The 15,096-nt window shown below is 31.2% G+C and carries 15 protein-coding genes; 9 read left to right on the top strand and 6 right to left on the bottom strand.

Features of this window, described 5'->3' with window-relative positions; all coding sequences use genetic code 11:
• The first annotated feature begins 22 nt into the window (after window positions 1-22).
• Window positions 23-1,120 (top strand): GerAB/ArcD/ProY family transporter, encoded by a 1,098-nt coding sequence (locus tag JHL18_RS04565; protein ID WP_200266568.1) that lies wholly within the window; start codon window positions 23-25, stop codon window positions 1,118-1,120.
• A gap of 23 nt (window positions 1,121-1,143) precedes the next feature.
• Complete coding sequence (locus JHL18_RS04560) at window positions 1,144-1,299, top strand: hypothetical protein (RefSeq protein ID WP_200266566.1); 156 nt, start codon at window positions 1,144-1,146, stop codon at window positions 1,297-1,299.
• Between the two features lie 291 nt (window positions 1,300-1,590).
• Here JHL18_RS04560 and JHL18_RS04555 read toward each other — a convergent pair whose 3' ends face one another.
• The gene (locus JHL18_RS04555) at window positions 1,591-2,337 is read right to left on the bottom strand and encodes a DUF438 domain-containing protein (RefSeq protein WP_200266564.1); all 747 of its coding nucleotides are present in this window, start codon (window positions 2,335-2,337) and stop codon (window positions 1,591-1,593) included.
• Between the two features lie 201 nt (window positions 2,338-2,538).
• Between JHL18_RS04555 and JHL18_RS04550 the strand changes: the two genes are divergently transcribed.
• Both JHL18_RS04550 and JHL18_RS04545 read left to right on the top strand, forming a co-directional pair.
• On the top strand, window positions 2,539-2,880 hold the full coding sequence (locus JHL18_RS04550; RefSeq protein ID WP_200266562.1) for a cupin domain-containing protein: 342 nt from the start codon (window positions 2,539-2,541) through the stop codon (window positions 2,878-2,880).
• A gap of 367 nt (window positions 2,881-3,247) precedes the next feature.
• The gene (locus JHL18_RS04545; RefSeq protein WP_200266560.1) at window positions 3,248-4,210 is read left to right on the top strand and encodes a methyl-accepting chemotaxis protein; all 963 of its coding nucleotides are present in this window, start codon (window positions 3,248-3,250) and stop codon (window positions 4,208-4,210) included.
• 142 nt (window positions 4,211-4,352) lie between these two features.
• Here JHL18_RS04545 and JHL18_RS04540 read toward each other — a convergent pair whose 3' ends face one another.
• The 4 genes from JHL18_RS04540 to JHL18_RS04525 form a co-directional block, all read right to left on the bottom strand.
• Entirely contained in the window at window positions 4,353-5,036 is a 684-nt protein-coding gene (locus JHL18_RS04540; RefSeq protein ID WP_200266558.1) for a pseudouridine synthase, read from the bottom strand.
• Window positions 5,037-5,144: 108 nt separating this feature from the next.
• Complete coding sequence (locus JHL18_RS04535; protein ID WP_200266556.1) at window positions 5,145-6,152, bottom strand: tocopherol cyclase family protein; 1,008 nt, start codon at window positions 6,150-6,152, stop codon at window positions 5,145-5,147.
• Between the two features lie 142 nt (window positions 6,153-6,294).
• A complete protein-coding gene (locus JHL18_RS04530; protein ID WP_200266554.1) occupies window positions 6,295-7,704 on the bottom strand; it encodes a L,D-transpeptidase family protein in 1,410 nt (469 codons plus the stop codon).
• A gap of 258 nt (window positions 7,705-7,962) precedes the next feature.
• The gene (locus JHL18_RS04525; RefSeq protein ID WP_200266552.1) at window positions 7,963-8,535 is read right to left on the bottom strand and encodes a TetR/AcrR family transcriptional regulator; all 573 of its coding nucleotides are present in this window, start codon (window positions 8,533-8,535) and stop codon (window positions 7,963-7,965) included.
• A 178-nt stretch (window positions 8,536-8,713) separates the two neighbouring features.
• Here JHL18_RS04525 and JHL18_RS04520 point away from each other — a divergent pair, with 178 nt between their 5' ends.
• From JHL18_RS04520 to JHL18_RS04510, 3 genes are all read left to right on the top strand, one after another.
• Window positions 8,714-9,349 (top strand): flavodoxin family protein, encoded by a 636-nt coding sequence (locus JHL18_RS04520; protein ID WP_200266550.1) that lies wholly within the window; start codon window positions 8,714-8,716, stop codon window positions 9,347-9,349.
• A 118-nt stretch (window positions 9,350-9,467) separates the two neighbouring features.
• A complete protein-coding gene (locus JHL18_RS04515; RefSeq protein ID WP_200266548.1) occupies window positions 9,468-10,685 on the top strand; it encodes an MFS transporter in 1,218 nt (405 codons plus the stop codon).
• Between the two features lie 223 nt (window positions 10,686-10,908).
• Window positions 10,909-11,766 (top strand): hypothetical protein, encoded by an 858-nt coding sequence (locus JHL18_RS04510; protein WP_200266546.1) that lies wholly within the window; start codon window positions 10,909-10,911, stop codon window positions 11,764-11,766.
• A 30-nt stretch (window positions 11,767-11,796) separates the two neighbouring features.
• On the opposite strand, the gene JHL18_RS04505 is transcribed toward JHL18_RS04510, so the two are convergent.
• Window positions 11,797-12,279, bottom strand: a complete 483-nt coding sequence (locus JHL18_RS04505) for a hypothetical protein (protein WP_200266544.1) — start codon at window positions 12,277-12,279, stop codon at window positions 11,797-11,799.
• Between the two features lie 440 nt (window positions 12,280-12,719).
• Between JHL18_RS04505 and JHL18_RS04500 the strand changes: the two genes are divergently transcribed.
• Window positions 12,720-14,168 (top strand): menaquinone biosynthesis decarboxylase, encoded by a 1,449-nt coding sequence (locus JHL18_RS04500; RefSeq protein WP_200266542.1) that lies wholly within the window; start codon window positions 12,720-12,722, stop codon window positions 14,166-14,168.
• Window positions 14,155-15,024: a UbiA-like polyprenyltransferase gene (locus tag JHL18_RS04495; protein WP_200266540.1), complete on the top strand. Its 870-nt coding sequence runs from the start codon at window positions 14,155-14,157 to the stop codon at window positions 15,022-15,024. Before JHL18_RS04500 ends, JHL18_RS04495 begins: the two co-directional genes overlap by 14 nt.
• Window positions 15,025-15,096: the final 72 nt, after the last annotated feature.

Raw genomic sequence — 15,096 nt, 5'->3', positions numbered from 1 at the left:
TATAAATAAAGGGGATATTTCTTTGAATAAGATTTCTAACTTTCAATTATTTTCTCTTGTTGCATTTTATCAGATTGGTACAACTGTAATATTCGGATTTTCTTCTGAAGCAGGCAGAGCTGCCTGGATATCAGTATTGATCTGCACTTTTATAGGGCTCATCATAAATTACATATACTTAAAACTTTATTCACTAAATCCAGGATTATCATTAGTAGAATGGTATCCTAAACAGTTTGGAAAGTGGCTTGGCACCCCTATTTCTTGGATGTACACTATTCAATTTTTGTATGTAGGTGGTCGTATCATTGGTGATTTAAGATCTCTAATTCCAAATACCCTATTGCCAAACACTCCTCATATCGTAACTTCGCTAGTATTAATATTTGTTGCTAGTTATGCAGTGCTTTCAGGTATAGAAGTAATTGGACGGCTTGGTGAACTTTTTATCCCCTTTACATCTATTATTTCAATATTAATAGTTGTATTGATATTTAGCTCAGATATTATACACTTTCAATATCTCAAACCATACTTAGGAAAAGGCTGGAAGGATATCTGGAAGGCTGTTTTTCCACTAGGCATAACTCAAACCTTCGGACAAAGTATAGAACTTGCCATGATATATCCTTTTGTAAATAATAAAAGTAAGCTCTCTAGAACAGTTTTAACAGCAACCTTACTTTCTGGACTTTTTATATCTGCTTTAGATTTTTTTGCAGTGGCTGTTCTAGGTGAAACTATTTTTTCAAGAAGTATCTTTCCAATGTTTAGATTAGTTAGATTAATAAAAATAGGTGAATTCATACAAAATCTTGATGCACTAAATGTGCTATTATTTCTCACTACCGCATTCTTTAAAATCTGTATTCACCTTTATTCAGGAGTTCGTGGGATTCAACAGCTTACATATACAAAAAGCCACAGGATATTTGTTATACCTGCAGCAGTAATAATATTATACCTTGGGATGTCAATGGCCTCTAACTCTACTGAACATATAGAAGCAGGTTTAAAAATCATGCCATATAACTTATGGCTCTTGTTATTCTACATACTTCCCATAATATTATTAATCGTCTCACTAATGAGGAAAAAACTATCCGATAATAAATGTTAATATTTTAGGAGTTGATAGTCACTATGAAGGATTTTATATTTGCGTGGAAATCAAAGATCATGATAACAAAGCCTTGGCTTATGCCAATATTGCTATTTACTTTAGGAGTTTTACTTTCCTTTATCACTTATATACGTGAAAAGCATATTAGTAAAAATGAAAATCTTAATGATAATTAATTTTATGGTATTTCAACCCCAATCATTAATTTATACTTCCTGAAAATCCACCAAATATAAGGATTTTCGGAAAAGTATAAGTTTAATTACAGGACTGTTCATAGAAAAAAGCTAAGAACAGTGAGCCTTGAGGGGTGTAAGGCTTACTATTCTTAGCTTTGGATGAATTTATCAGTGATCATTCAAAACTATTATAGAAATCATATTAATTCTTTGCGTAAGCTCATTAAAGCATTGGATGTATAACCATATAATTTCAACATAACGTTTTAAAAGCTGTTAGAATTAATGCTAAACTTCACTAAATGGGCAATATCCTATTTCATCACATTTATCTTTTATTTCTTGCCACTTTTCACTATTTTCTATACTTTCAAGAGCTGATGGATACAATATGTGATTTTCTTTAAATATATGATCTCTTAAGTTAAATATCAAATACTTAGCATTATCATCCACTTGAGTCTTAAACTCTTCTAAATTTGCAGAGTCAAACTTTTCAGATAATTGTAGTAAATTCTTCTTTCTTGTTCTAAGTTCTTGATGCTCTAATCTCATAATTCTTGTAGGACCAGTTATGCCTAGTCTTTCTAACTCTGGGAATAGTGCATCTTCTTCTCTTAAGTGATGATTTTCTGCTGAAATTAAATTCTCAGCTAATACTCCAAGATTTTTTACATTCTCTTCAACAATAGAGTCTTTATCCATACATTGAATCTTGTTGTTAAGTTGTTCTAACTGTTGTAAGAATCCTAATATACTATCATGTTCTGTAATCATCATATATAAAGGATGTTCTTTATCAACTGATGCTTTAAGCTTTTCTAAAGTGTCCTTTAACATCTCCATATGAATTACACATAATCCTCTTAAATCTTCAGTCTTCATCCCGTCTTCTACTAGCTTTTGCTCAGCTAAAGATAATTCTGTCGGACTAATCTTTTCTAGTAGATCTTTAGTCTCTTCTTTAACACTTTCTATTGATTCCCCATTATTTAATCTAGTTAATATATCAGTTAACGCTTTAATCTTATCCATTATTAATTCCTCCCGCTGTGTTTTTCTATACTCAAATTGTAATACTAATATTTAAATAATTCTTTGATTTAAATCACAGAATTTAAATTTTATTTTGTATATAATGTAGTTGTTCAGTAATCAAAAATATCCAATTCATGAATTTAAAATAAATAAATGCAAACTATATAATATAAAAATAATTAATCTTGGAGGGTTATTATGAAAATAGAAAAAATATCAAGCAAAATTGCTTTCAGTGACGATTCAATTACTAAAAGAATAATATTTAAGGAAGATAAGCTTTTAAGCTTTGTACTTAATTTTAGACCAGGTCAAGGAGTTCCACCTCACAACCACGAACAAAGTGATCTTTTAGTTCATGTTTTATCTGGAGATGGAGAAATGACTGTGGATGGAAATCCAAATAACATTACAGTTGGTGATGTTATTCACTGTAGAGGCGTAGAAGTATTCAGTATAAAGAATACCTCAGATAAAGATATGTCTTTATTTATTGTACTAACTCCAAATCCATCTGCAGTATATTCAAAAGAAATATAATAATATGGTTGTGCTTAGATTTACGTTGAATTTTAAATTTGCCACATTTAAAGCATATATACAATTTCAACAGTAATGCTAATCATAACCTAATGAATCTCTGTAGAATCTTTTACAGGGATTTTTTCATTTATGTAAATAACTAATATAATGCATTTATAATATTTAAAGCCTTACATTACCATTTATATATATCTTTACTTAAAGGTCATCCATAATAATTACGATATATAAACATACTAATTCAGCTGTAGGGTTACATCTTCAATAAATAATTAATATATCTATCCAAATACTCAGATGCAACAATTATCAAATATTTATATGACTTAATAAACCAAATCATAATATCAAGGAGCTTTAATTTATGTTTAGAAAAAATAAAGAAAAATTACAGGAATCTATATCTACGGAAGCATCAAATTTAAAACCTAACCACAATAATTTCAAAGAACAAACTATTGAATTTATAGAATCTGCAAATAAGTTATTGAGTGAAACTGTTGGACAACATAACATAGTTAATGAACAACATAATGTTTTAGTTGACCTTGCTGATCAAGTCAAAGTCCATATGGATAATATATCAGAACTCTCTAAAGAAACTATAAACTCTACTGATAACCTTAATTTAGGCGGTAGTAAGTTAATAGAAATAACTAAAGATACTGTTAATAAATCTAATGAAGGCAAAGCCGCTATTGAAGAAATGGACGAAATAATAAAATCCTTAGAAAATGAAAATAACAATAGTACCAATAGCATAAACGAGCTTGCTAGAAAATTTAGTAAGGTAAATGAAGTAGTTCAGCTTATTACAAATATAGCAAGTCAAACAAATCTACTTGCCTTAAATGCTGCCATAGAAGCCGCAAGAGCTGGAGAGCAAGGTAAAGGATTTGCAGTTGTCGCAGATGAAGTTAGAAAACTAGCTGAAATAACTAAAAACAGTACTTTAGATATTTCAAATCTTATCTCAAGCATCGAAAGTGAAACAAAGGTAGTTCTAAGCAATGCTGATAAGTCAAATGCTGTTATAACTAAAGGTGTTGCTGCTTCAAGCAGAGCCATAGAAAAGATAGAAAACAGCTTATCTTCAATAACTGTTGTAGAAAAAGAAATCAAAGAAGTTATATCCACTATAGGAACTCAAAGAAAAAATATAGAACAAATGAATAAGGAAATCGGAACTGTTGATGAAGTTCTAAAAACAACTGTTTCTACTATAATAAGTCATATTGAGGATGCTAGTGTAGTGGACGAGCAGTTAGCTAAGACTGAAAAAAATCTTTCTTCCTATAGTAAAAAATTTATAGCATCAAACAAATAGCTCTACTAGATTTTTCAATCGTTGATTTAATTCAACTATTACTAATTTTATTTTACTTAAATTAGATTTAAATTCAAAAATAAGGAGAAAACTTAACTGATTGAGAGCTTAATCAGCTTATGTTTTCTCCTTAATAAATTGATCATATAATATCTCTTAGTGTTTGGATTTCATTTTCTGTGAGATATCTCCATTTACCATCTTCTATACCATCTATATTTATATTGAGTATTCTTACACGAATAAGCTTTATAACTGTGTATCCTATAGCTCTACTCATCCTTCTTATCTGTCTATTAAGCCCTTGAGTCAACACTATAGAAAAAGTATCCTCACTAATCCTTTTAAGAGTACATTCTCTAGTTATTATTCCACCTATATCTACTCCACTTGCCATTTGATTAAGAAACTTATCATCATAGCTTCTGTCCAAAGTTACTATATATTCTTTCTCATGCATATTTTCTGACTCTAAAATCTTATTCGCAAGATCTCCATCATTGGTCATTAATATCAACCCTTGAGATTCCTTATCTAGTCTTCCTACCGGAAATATATACTTGTCATAATTCATGAAATCTATGATGTTGTTCTTTACCTCTCTAGCTGCAGTGCAGATTATTCCTACTGGTTTATTTAGAGCAATATAGACTTTTTCAGTAACCGGTATAGGTTCCCCGTCTATGAGTATACTATCCTCAAGTTCAACCCATTGCCCAGGAATACACTGAACTCCATTAACCGTTATCCTGCCCTCTTCTATAATTCTATTAGCTTCTTTCCTCGAACAAAATCCTAAATTACTAAGAAGTTTATTTATCCTCATCTAAAATCTTATGCCCCTTGTCTTAAGTATTCATAACATGATAATACCATCATATCGTATTTTACAAGAGTATTCCATGGCAAAGATTTAATATACTTAATTGCATCCTTATTTATAAATCAAATCCATATAATTTTCTGAGAACTCAATACCAGCGGAAGAACATCTATCGCTAAATATCATATCTCCTCTCTTTTTGTCAAAAAGAGTGACATTTAATATACCTTGAAGAGTTTCACTGGCCACAGGCATCATCTTTCCATCACGAGGTGCATATAATTTCATAAAAGTTTCTGTTTTATAAAAGGCTTCTATTTTAAGAAAATAATTTTTATTATAGGTTTTTAATATAATTTTTTCTTCTTCCCAGCTAATAGACAGGGAACTTTTATTTATACTTGTAAACTTATAAACTTTGCCTTTTGCATATATTCCTATTAAAAAGCCTGTAAAACTTTTTATTGGAAAAGGCATAGGTATATGTGCTATGGAACAAGTAACTGATCCATCTCCCTCTTTAAAGGAATTTCCTTGAGCCCATATATATGAATAAGGAAATGCTTTTCCCCAGTTTTTTTCAATATATAATTTACCTCCAGTAAAATCAACTAGTCTCCCATTAATAGAAAGCTTTCCTCTTATATTACCATCCACAGCACAAACTTGACTGTAGCACTGCATAAAACTTAAATAATTGTAAAACCCCATGCTTCCTGGATTAATCGCACTATCAGGCCAAGTAACTATATTATCAAAGTATAATGTTCCAAATATCCTTTCATACTGCTGATTTATATCTAGGCTAATTCCATTAAGGGAAAAAGTACTTTTCCCTACTTGAAAATTAAATTCTGATGAACTAGCCTTAAATTGATTTTTATTGAATTTGATATATTTGAAACTTTTTTCATGCCCTTTAAGTACCTGGATAAAGCTATGTGAATTTCCTTCCTTACCTAAGAATATCCCTGGTATAAAGCAGTATGTATCACCTGTACGTGGCTGCACAAGCTTAAAGTACCAGCCTTCAAAAAAATTAGGTCTTTCATTCTTTCCGTGATATATATCTGGATTTCTATCAAACTTAATCAAAAAAACACCTCTTTTTATATTCATAGCAATATACATAGTTTTGCCTATCAGACCTCAAGCCTTAAGGATAGCCATGCTATAATTCTAATGCTATATAATATTATTTAATCAATGAGGTGTTATTATGTGTTTTCTATTTATATTTTCTATATGGTAAAGAAATTTATTACTCCTCATAACAAATTATAGGAGTTCCTGGTTCTATGTTTTCAAATATTGTTTTAGCTAAATATATGGGACAATTAACACATCCATGGGTTCCGTTACTCTTATATATATCTCCACCAAAGGAATATCTCCAGCTAGCATCATGTATGCCTATATTTCCGTTAAAAGGCATCCAATAAGTCACATCTGACTCGTAATCTTCTCCCCTTAAAGTTGAACCTTTTTGTTTATAATTAAGCATATAGATTCCAAGACTAGTAGAATTTCCTCTATTTGGATTACCTGTTACTACGTCACCTTGAGTTACAAGCTTTCCATTTTTATAAAACCAAAGATGCTGCTGTGTTATATTAATCTCTACATAGGTGTTGCCTATATCGTTTTCTCCTCTAGTTACACCCTTTTGGGAATATATAGGCTCAATTTCAAGAGCTCTTCCAAGTTTTATAGTGTCTAATAGCTTCTTTGCTTCAGCCTCTCTATTAATCTTCCAACCATAAAATCCGCCACTAACCTCTAATGTCTTTCCTACAGAGGTTTTAAACTTTCTTGAAATGCCTATAGTATCGTATTTTTTACTTAATGCATTTACATATTCTTTAAGTGCTTTTTCGTTTACTACTACCTCAAGCTTATCATCAACACTAAGCCACTTATTTATTGTGTCACTATCTAACACCTCATTTTTATCTCCAAATAAATAAATGATTCTTGATGATATATATTTATTTAGTAATTGTTTAGTTTTAGTAGTTATATCAGAATTTAAAGTATACTTTGGATTATCGTAGCAACGACTTTCATTCAAGTTCAATGTTGTTTCTCCTCTTAATATACTTTTCTCTATCGCTTTTTCTAAATTTACTTTATTAATCTTATTTCCATATACTTCTTTTACCGCTTCATAAGAGCCATTGGTATATATGAAGCTTACATCTTTTGGTTCAATAATTTCTTTATTCAAGCAACCTAATCGATTTATTTTATTTTCCAAATTACCCTTGTTATAAGTGAATAAATCCTCTACATAACACTTTTGCTTTTTAAATAATGAAATTCCCCACTTAAAAGTATTTATATCTTTACAAACCTCAAAATAACTATTTTTGTCATTATACTTCAATTCTATAGCTTGTCCAATAACTTCTTCCTTTACTCCATCCCTCTCGATTAATGTCAGCCTATAACCCTTAACACCACTTTTTATTAAAGCATACACTTCTTTATGAGACTTTAATGATACGTCAATTCCATTAATTTCTGTATTAAAAAAGAAATGACTAGCAAAGTATATTGCTCCTACTAAATAAATTAATACAATTGCTGATATTAAAATAATGATATTTCCTGTAACCTTACTTTGAAAAAGCACTTTTATATTAAGATTTTTAAAATCAATTTTATTCATACTTTTTTACCCTTCATAAAATACCTTTTAAATATTAACAATTTATAATATGTTTGTCCCTCAATAGTTATGCCCTTTATAAACATATACTCTATATAATTATTTGAAAATTTCATTTAATCCTCGGGTTGCACACTAACTTAACCTCAATATAGTCTTTAATAATACTTAAAAAGGCTGCTACACTAATCTATTAGTGCACCAGCCTCATATATTATTTTCTTATTTACATATAGCCCATTTATAAATATTAAGCTTTTATTTTATTCCCTGAAAAGCATAATTAATAATCTGTTTTACAAACACCTCATCCACCGGGTCCCCAGTTATCAGCAATCTGTAAAATAATGGTCCAAAAATTAAATCCGTAATCAATTCTATATCCAGATCCTTATTTACTTCCCCTCTAGCTATTCCACGTTCTAAAATATAACGCGAATCAAGTCTGCGTGGCTTAAAATATATTTTCCGATAAGCCTCTGCTAGATTCTTATCATATTGTCCTTCTGCTATTATTTGGTTGATTACTTTCCCCTCTTTACTCATTAAAAAATCAGCTAAATTGTTTACTTGAATTACCATATCCTCAATAGTTGATCCTGTATCAGGAACCGGAAGTCTCACAACAGCAGCATCAAAAAAAGCATCCATAACAACAGCAGCTTTGTTGGCCCACCACTTGTATATAGTAGCTTTACTAACTCCAGCTCTTTCAGCAATTTTTTCAATAGTAATTGCCCCAAACCCATTCTCAATCAATAATTGATACGCAGCAGAAAGTATTGCCTCTTTAGTTTTTTCACTACGGGGACGTCCTAACTTTTTTTCCATATATAATTACCTCACTTATATCTAAATCTATACAATGCATTTTATAAACTATACGTATATTATACTATATATTTTTTATTTTAAACATAAAAAGCTATTTACAATACTGAACGTTTAGTATATTATATATTTATAAACTAAACGTTCAGTATATTAAACATATGGGGAGGAATTTTAAATGAAAGTTGTAATGTTTAACGGAAGCCCAAACAAAGAAGGTAATACTTTTCACGCTTTAAAACTAGTTGCTAATGAATTAGAAAGAGAAGGTATTGAAACAGAGATAATTCACGTAGGAAATAAGACTATCAGAGGTTGTATCGCTTGTGGATATTGCACAAAGAATAAGAATGGAAAATGTGTCATCAATACTGATCCAGTTAATGAATGGATTGAAAAGATGAAAACTGCTGATGGAATAATTTTAGGCTCACCAGTACACTATTCAGCAATTGCTGGTACAATGAAGTCATTTTTAGATAGAGCTTTTCGTGTAGCTGAAGCAAATGATAGTATGTTAAGACTAAAGGTTGGAGCTGCCGTAGTAGCAGTAAGACGTGCAGGAGGTATCCCAACCTTTGATCAATTAAATAATTATATCAATCATTCCGAAATGGTTATTCCTACTTCAAACTATTGGAATGTAATTAATGGCAGATTACCTGGTGAGGCTTTACAAGATGAGGAAGGAGCTCAAATTATGAGAGTTCTAGGCAAAAATATGGCTTGGCTTATTAATCTTATTGAAAATGGAAAAGAAGTAATTCAAAAACCAGAGCTAGAAGAAAAGATTTTTACTAATTTTATTAGATAACTGAATATCTAATCTATACACGTATATAAATTTAAATAATATTAATAATAGTTTTTTTATCACTTTAATCTAAACCAATTTATTGCAAGTTATTATAACTTAAGGAAGTGATTTATAAGTGTATCAATCAAGTAAACCTGTTATAAAAACCAGTTCATCAATAGATAATATTAATGCCAGTCCAGTACTAACTAATACACTAATTATAATTATGTCCATAGCTTGTGGACTTACTGTAGCAAATTTATATTACATCCAACCTCTTTTAGCTGATATAGCTAAAACTTTTCATGTGAATCAATTAAGCATAGGATATGCAGCAACTCTCACTCAAATAGGATATGCAGTGGGAATGATATTTATATTACCCTTAGGGGATATAAAGGAGAAACGAAACTTAATAGTTATAATGCTTTTGTTGTCAATAATTTCACTTATGAGTATGTTCTTCTCTACTAATATATATGTTCTTACAATTTCTTCTTTTGCTGTAGGCTTTACTTCTATTATTCCTCAACTTATTATTCCTTTAGCAGCTCAGTTATCAAATCCTGACAAGAGGGGGCAGACCATTGGAAAGATAATGAGCGGCCTATTAATTGGAATACTTCTTTCTCGTACTGTTAGTGGTATCTTAGGAGGATACTTAGGATGGAGAGCAGTTTACCTTATAGCAGCTATCATGATGTTTTCTCTAATGCTTATACTAAGAAAACTAATCCCACTATGTAAACCTGTTTCTGATATTAAATATACTAAATTATTAAAATCATTAGTTCACTTAATAAAAACGGAACCGATTTTAAGAGAAGCCTCCATCAATGGTGCCTTGATGTTTGCAGCCTTCAGTGCCTTTTGGACATCTCTTATATTTTTACTTGAAAGTTCTCAATACAATATGGGCGCTGAAGCGGCAGGCTTGTTAGGTCTAGTTGGCATTAGTGGTGCTCTTGCTGCACCTATAGTTGGGAAGATAGCAGATAAAAGAGGTTCTAGATTTGCAATAGGAATATGTATCATAATAGTTATAATTTCTTATGGATTATTCTATTTATTAGGCTTTAAAATGTGGGGACTTATCCTAGGAATTATTCTTCTAGACTTAGGTGTACAGTCCTGTAATGTTTCTAATCAAGCTAGAGTACATGCATTAAATGAAAAAACTCGTAACAGACTTAACACTATTTATATGGTTAGCTTTTTCCTCGGAGGTGCATTAGGTTCCTTCCTAGGTTCTTATAGTTATTCTCATTTTGGATGGTATGGAGTTTGTACCTTTGGAATGATTACACAAATACTAGCACTTGTTATTCACAATGCTAGAAAAAACAAATAAGCTATGCTTGTGCTGAGCTTCAGCAGAGTAAATAGATAAAATATATATGAAAAACTTTTACAACAATCAGCCTACTGCTTAAATTCACACTAGCAGTCTACAGATAAGCATAGTTTCCCACCACTATACACAGAATATATATAATTAATCTTGCAAAATATTAAATACTAAATAAGTTAGTTGTTTGTATATAAATATTTCAATTAAACTAATGAGGTGGGCTATGCCAAAAATATTCTGGTATTATTGTGTAGTTGCTATAGGTATAGGATTTCTGATATTTACTGTGATAAAGAAAAAAGACATCATTAACCTATTATCATTCTTTTTATCTGTTGCGTCTCTCGGTTATTTATGTGAAGTTTTAGTACTATTTGTATTAGATAGTTATGCTTATAAACCTGGGGTATTCAGTGACCCTACTGCAGAAAACATCCTTGGTCATCTTATCTGCAATGGATTCTTTTGGGGAGGTATTGCTGTTTTTGTAGCAGCTTTTTCTCTAAGGGCTGTATGGATTGCTTTTATATCGATTGCTTTCATGCTTGTGGAGATTTGGTTTCTTAAGGTAGGTGCATATGAACATCATTGGTGGAAGTTATATATTACAGGCGCAGCCGCTTTCGTTATTTTTACTTTCTCAAAGAAATGGCTTTCTGCACTGAAAGAGAATAAGCATAAGTTAGTAAGAAAATTAACCTTTTTTATGACAGCTTGGATAATTTTGCAGAGCTGCTCAGTTTTGCAGTCACTTTTTGATAAACAGCATTTTCTAATAGGGCTTGTTCAGAATGTATATCGGGATAGCATCTTATTCAGTGTTCCATATCAGTTGTGTGTAGCTATAATTTATTCGGCTTTCGTTTCTATACATAACAAATGGTATTATACTATTTTCCCTTTGGTTATAAATTTAATAGCAGATAGCTTATTTGCATTTTTGAAGATTTTAAACTTTTATAATGGTTGGAATCTATTTTATTTCGAATTCATCCGCATTATGGGTTTCATTATTTTTATCCTTCTTGAAAAGTATACTTTATTATATCCATCACCATCATCAAAAAATGTCAAAGGTTAGCTCATACTTAACCTTTGACATTTTTTAATATTATTGCTTACTTGCTGACTTTCTCGTCTTTTTATCACTGTAATAAACCGTCTCTTCCCCTACAACGGCAAGAGATATCCACATAAATATGGATAACGCTGCTGTACTATGAATAAAGCTTAGCATCATATCAAAAGTTCCATAGGTGAAGGCGCCTGTTTGAATATAAATTTGTTGTACTATTAGGAATAGCAGAGATACTATTAATACAGGCATTAACTTTGATAAGGAACTTTCCTCAACCCAGTTAATCATAAGTATCCCAAGCCCAGCTAAAGCTAAAAGTTGAAAAAGAGATGCCCTTCCAATAGGAATCAATATGTGTTCATAGCTATAGTATCCTAGATATGCAGAAATGTTATCAACAAATATCATCCATACTATAGATACTACTGCAACATATCGTAATTCCTTTATCCTCTCCAAGGGAACTATAATAAATAATAATAACCAAGTGATTATAAATAAAGTCAGCTGCTCCATATCAACCTCCGTAATATTAAAATTTAAGTAAATTACCTAAGCTTTAATATTTCCCCTATGCTAATCAGTTATACTTTATTATTTATATAATGCGTAATCTATAGTATCTTGTTTTTTAAATAACATAATTCCATAACTAAGTGAATTCTTGCTACTCTTCCAATGAATAGTCGCAGTATATAAACTGAAATTTGTTTTTGAGAGAACCTTTCAATTAAACTTGTAGTGTATTATTATTTTGATGTACTATAATATATGGGTTGATATTCCTAGGTAAAATTCAATATCAAATTTCAAATCTACCTTTAATACAGTTCATACTCTTCTACTTATAATAAAGGAAGGTATTAAGTTAGGTTTGAAAACTCGAATAAGGTTTTTTAACCCAATTACAATATTTTAAAATATATTAATCTACATTTTACAAGAGGAGAAAACTTATGGCTTACAAAGATTTGCAAGATTTTATTAAACACTTGGACGAAAAAGGCCAGCTAAAAAGAATAAAAACAGAAGTAGACTCAGAACTAGAGATTACTGAAATAACTGATAGAGTATCAAAGAAATATGGACCTGCTCTACTATTTGAAAATGTAAAAGGATCAGACTACCCTGTTCTTATAAACGCTATGGGAACTTATGAAAGAATGAGTATGTCTCTAGGTGTTGAAAAACTAGACGACATTGGAAATGATATAGAAGAATTTATAGACATGTCTAATTATCTTGGTCTTATGAAAAAAATAAAATCTCTTCCAAGACTTACGAGAATGGCAACTGTATTTCCTATAAAACTGCCTACTAAAGGTTCTTGCCAAGAAGTTATAGAACATGATCCCGATCTATCAACACTTCCAATATTAAAGTGCTGGCCAGGGGATGGAGGACGCTTTATAACACTTCCACTTGTTATGACAAAAGACCCTGAAACAGGAATCCAAAATACAGGTATGTACAGACTTCAAGTTTATGATAAAAACTCAACAGGTATGCACTGGCATTTACATAAAGATGGCCGTGAAATATATGAAAAATATAAAACTCTAGGTGGAAAGATGCCTGTATCAGTTGCTCTAGGCTGTGATCCAGCTATTACATATTCTGCTACAGCCCCACTTCCTAAAGCAATAGATGAGATGATGTTTGCAGGTTTTTTAAGAAAATCTCCGGTAAAGCTTGTTAAATCTATAACCAATGATATATATGTTCCAGCAGATGCTGAATTTATTATAGAAGGCTATGTTGATGTTAATGAAGATTTAAAGCTTGAAGGGCCTTTTGGCGATCATACAGGATATTATTCTCTTGCTGATTACTATCCAGTATTTCATGTAACTTGCATAACTCATAAAAAGAAGGCAGTATACCCGGCTACTGTTGTAGGTAAACCACCTATGGAAGACTGTTACATGGGTAAAGCTACAGAAAGAATTTTCTTGCCTTTATTAAAGATGCAATACCCTGAAATAATTGATTTTAATTTTCCACTTGAAGGAGTTTTCCATAATTGTGTTATTGTTTCTATCAAAAAACGTTACCCTGGACATGCTAAGAAGATAATGAACTCCCTATGGGGTATCGGTCAGATGATGTATACAAAAATGATAATTGTTGTTGATGAAAATGTAAGACCGCAGGATATATCTACTGTAGCTTGGAAGGTCTTTAATAATATTGATGCCAAAAGAGATGTAGTTATTTCTGAAGGTCCTCTAGATGCTCTTGACCATGCATCTAACCTTCCTCATTACGGTTATCGAATGGGTATTGATGCTACTAAAAAGTGGCCAAGTGAAGGTCATACTAGAGAATGGCCAGACGACATAGAAATGTCAGATGATATTAAAGATCTTGTTTCAAGGAGATGGGCTGAATATGATATTGAATAAAGCTATAGAAAAAATCCATGACTACGGAATACTAGTTATGTTTTCCCACACAATTTTTTCTTTATCTTTTGCGCTAATTTCTATGCTACTAGCTAGTAATGGACTTCCTTCTCCTTACAAGATATTTTGGATACTGCTTGCCTTTATGGGTGCAAGAACCGGAGCAAATGCTATCAATAGAGTTATTGATGCTGAAATAGATGCTAAGAATCCAAGAACAGCTACAAGACAGTTACCTCAAGGCTTGATGAAAAAGAAGGAAATAATACTATTTGTTATAGGCTGCTTTTTACTAATGGTTATTTCTGCAGCAATGCTAAATCCATTATGCTTAATTCTATCACCAATAGCATTATTTTTGATGGTCATTTATTCCTATACAAAGCGTTTCACTTGGGCTTGTCACTTGGTTCTAGGTATAACCTCAGCCGCTGCCCCTGTTGGAGCTTGGCTTGCAATAACAGGAAAAATCTCTTGGCTTCCTCTTTTTATGGGAGCCGCTAATACTCTTTGGGTTGCAGGCTTCGATATAATATACGGAGCACAGGATTATGAATTTGATACAGCTAATGGAATCCATTCAATACCTGCAAGATTTGGAGTAAAAAATGCTCTGCATATCTCTACTCTTTTTCACGGTATAACCTTAGGCTTATTAGTTATAGTAGGAATTTTAAGTAGCCAGTTAGGATTTATCTATTACATTGGACTTTTAATCATCTCTATTTTGTTTATTGCTGAACATAAGATGGTTTCACCACATAATTTGACCAATGTAAAAATAGCCTCTTACGGCATAAATCAGATAATCAGCATTACATTTTTAATATGTGGAGTTATCGATGCGCTAATTTAAAAATCAGGCTGCATCAATGCCCTTAATTAAAAATGATGTGTCACTATTCCGATGCTCTAATGAGCTTTGAAA

Source organism: Clostridium yunnanense (genome assembly GCF_016595795.1).
Classification (GTDB): Bacteria; Bacillota; Clostridia; order Clostridiales; family Clostridiaceae; genus Clostridium_AR; species Clostridium_AR yunnanense.
The sequence above is the reverse complement of the archived record's forward strand: the minus strand, read 5'-3'. Positions and strand labels throughout refer to the sequence as shown.

Coding starts and splice junctions, on each gene's coding strand:
- JHL18_RS04560 (WP_200266566.1), top strand. CDS start 1,144: ATGAAGGATTTTATATTTGCGTGGAAATCAAAGATCATGATAACAAAG.
- JHL18_RS04555 (WP_200266564.1), bottom strand. CDS start 2,337: ATGGATAAGATTAAAGCGTTAACTGATATATTAACTAGATTAAATAAT.
- JHL18_RS04550 (WP_200266562.1), top strand. CDS start 2,539: ATGAAAATAGAAAAAATATCAAGCAAAATTGCTTTCAGTGACGATTCA.
- JHL18_RS04545 (WP_200266560.1), top strand. CDS start 3,248: ATGTTTAGAAAAAATAAAGAAAAATTACAGGAATCTATATCTACGGAA.
- JHL18_RS04540 (WP_200266558.1), bottom strand. CDS start 5,036: ATGAGGATAAATAAACTTCTTAGTAATTTAGGATTTTGTTCGAGGAAA.
- JHL18_RS04535 (WP_200266556.1), bottom strand. CDS start 6,152: ATGAATATAAAAAGAGGTGTTTTTTTGATTAAGTTTGATAGAAATCCA.
- JHL18_RS04530 (WP_200266554.1), bottom strand. CDS start 7,704: ATGAATAAAATTGATTTTAAAAATCTTAATATAAAAGTGCTTTTTCAA.
- JHL18_RS04525 (WP_200266552.1), bottom strand. CDS start 8,535: ATGGAAAAAAAGTTAGGACGTCCCCGTAGTGAAAAAACTAAAGAGGCA.
- JHL18_RS04520 (WP_200266550.1), top strand. CDS start 8,714: ATGAAAGTTGTAATGTTTAACGGAAGCCCAAACAAAGAAGGTAATACT.
- JHL18_RS04510 (WP_200266546.1), top strand. CDS start 10,909: ATGCCAAAAATATTCTGGTATTATTGTGTAGTTGCTATAGGTATAGGA.
- JHL18_RS04505 (WP_200266544.1), bottom strand. CDS start 12,279: ATGGAGCAGCTGACTTTATTTATAATCACTTGGTTATTATTATTTATT.
- JHL18_RS04500 (WP_200266542.1), top strand. CDS start 12,720: ATGGCTTACAAAGATTTGCAAGATTTTATTAAACACTTGGACGAAAAA.
- JHL18_RS04495 (WP_200266540.1), top strand. CDS start 14,155: ATGATATTGAATAAAGCTATAGAAAAAATCCATGACTACGGAATACTA.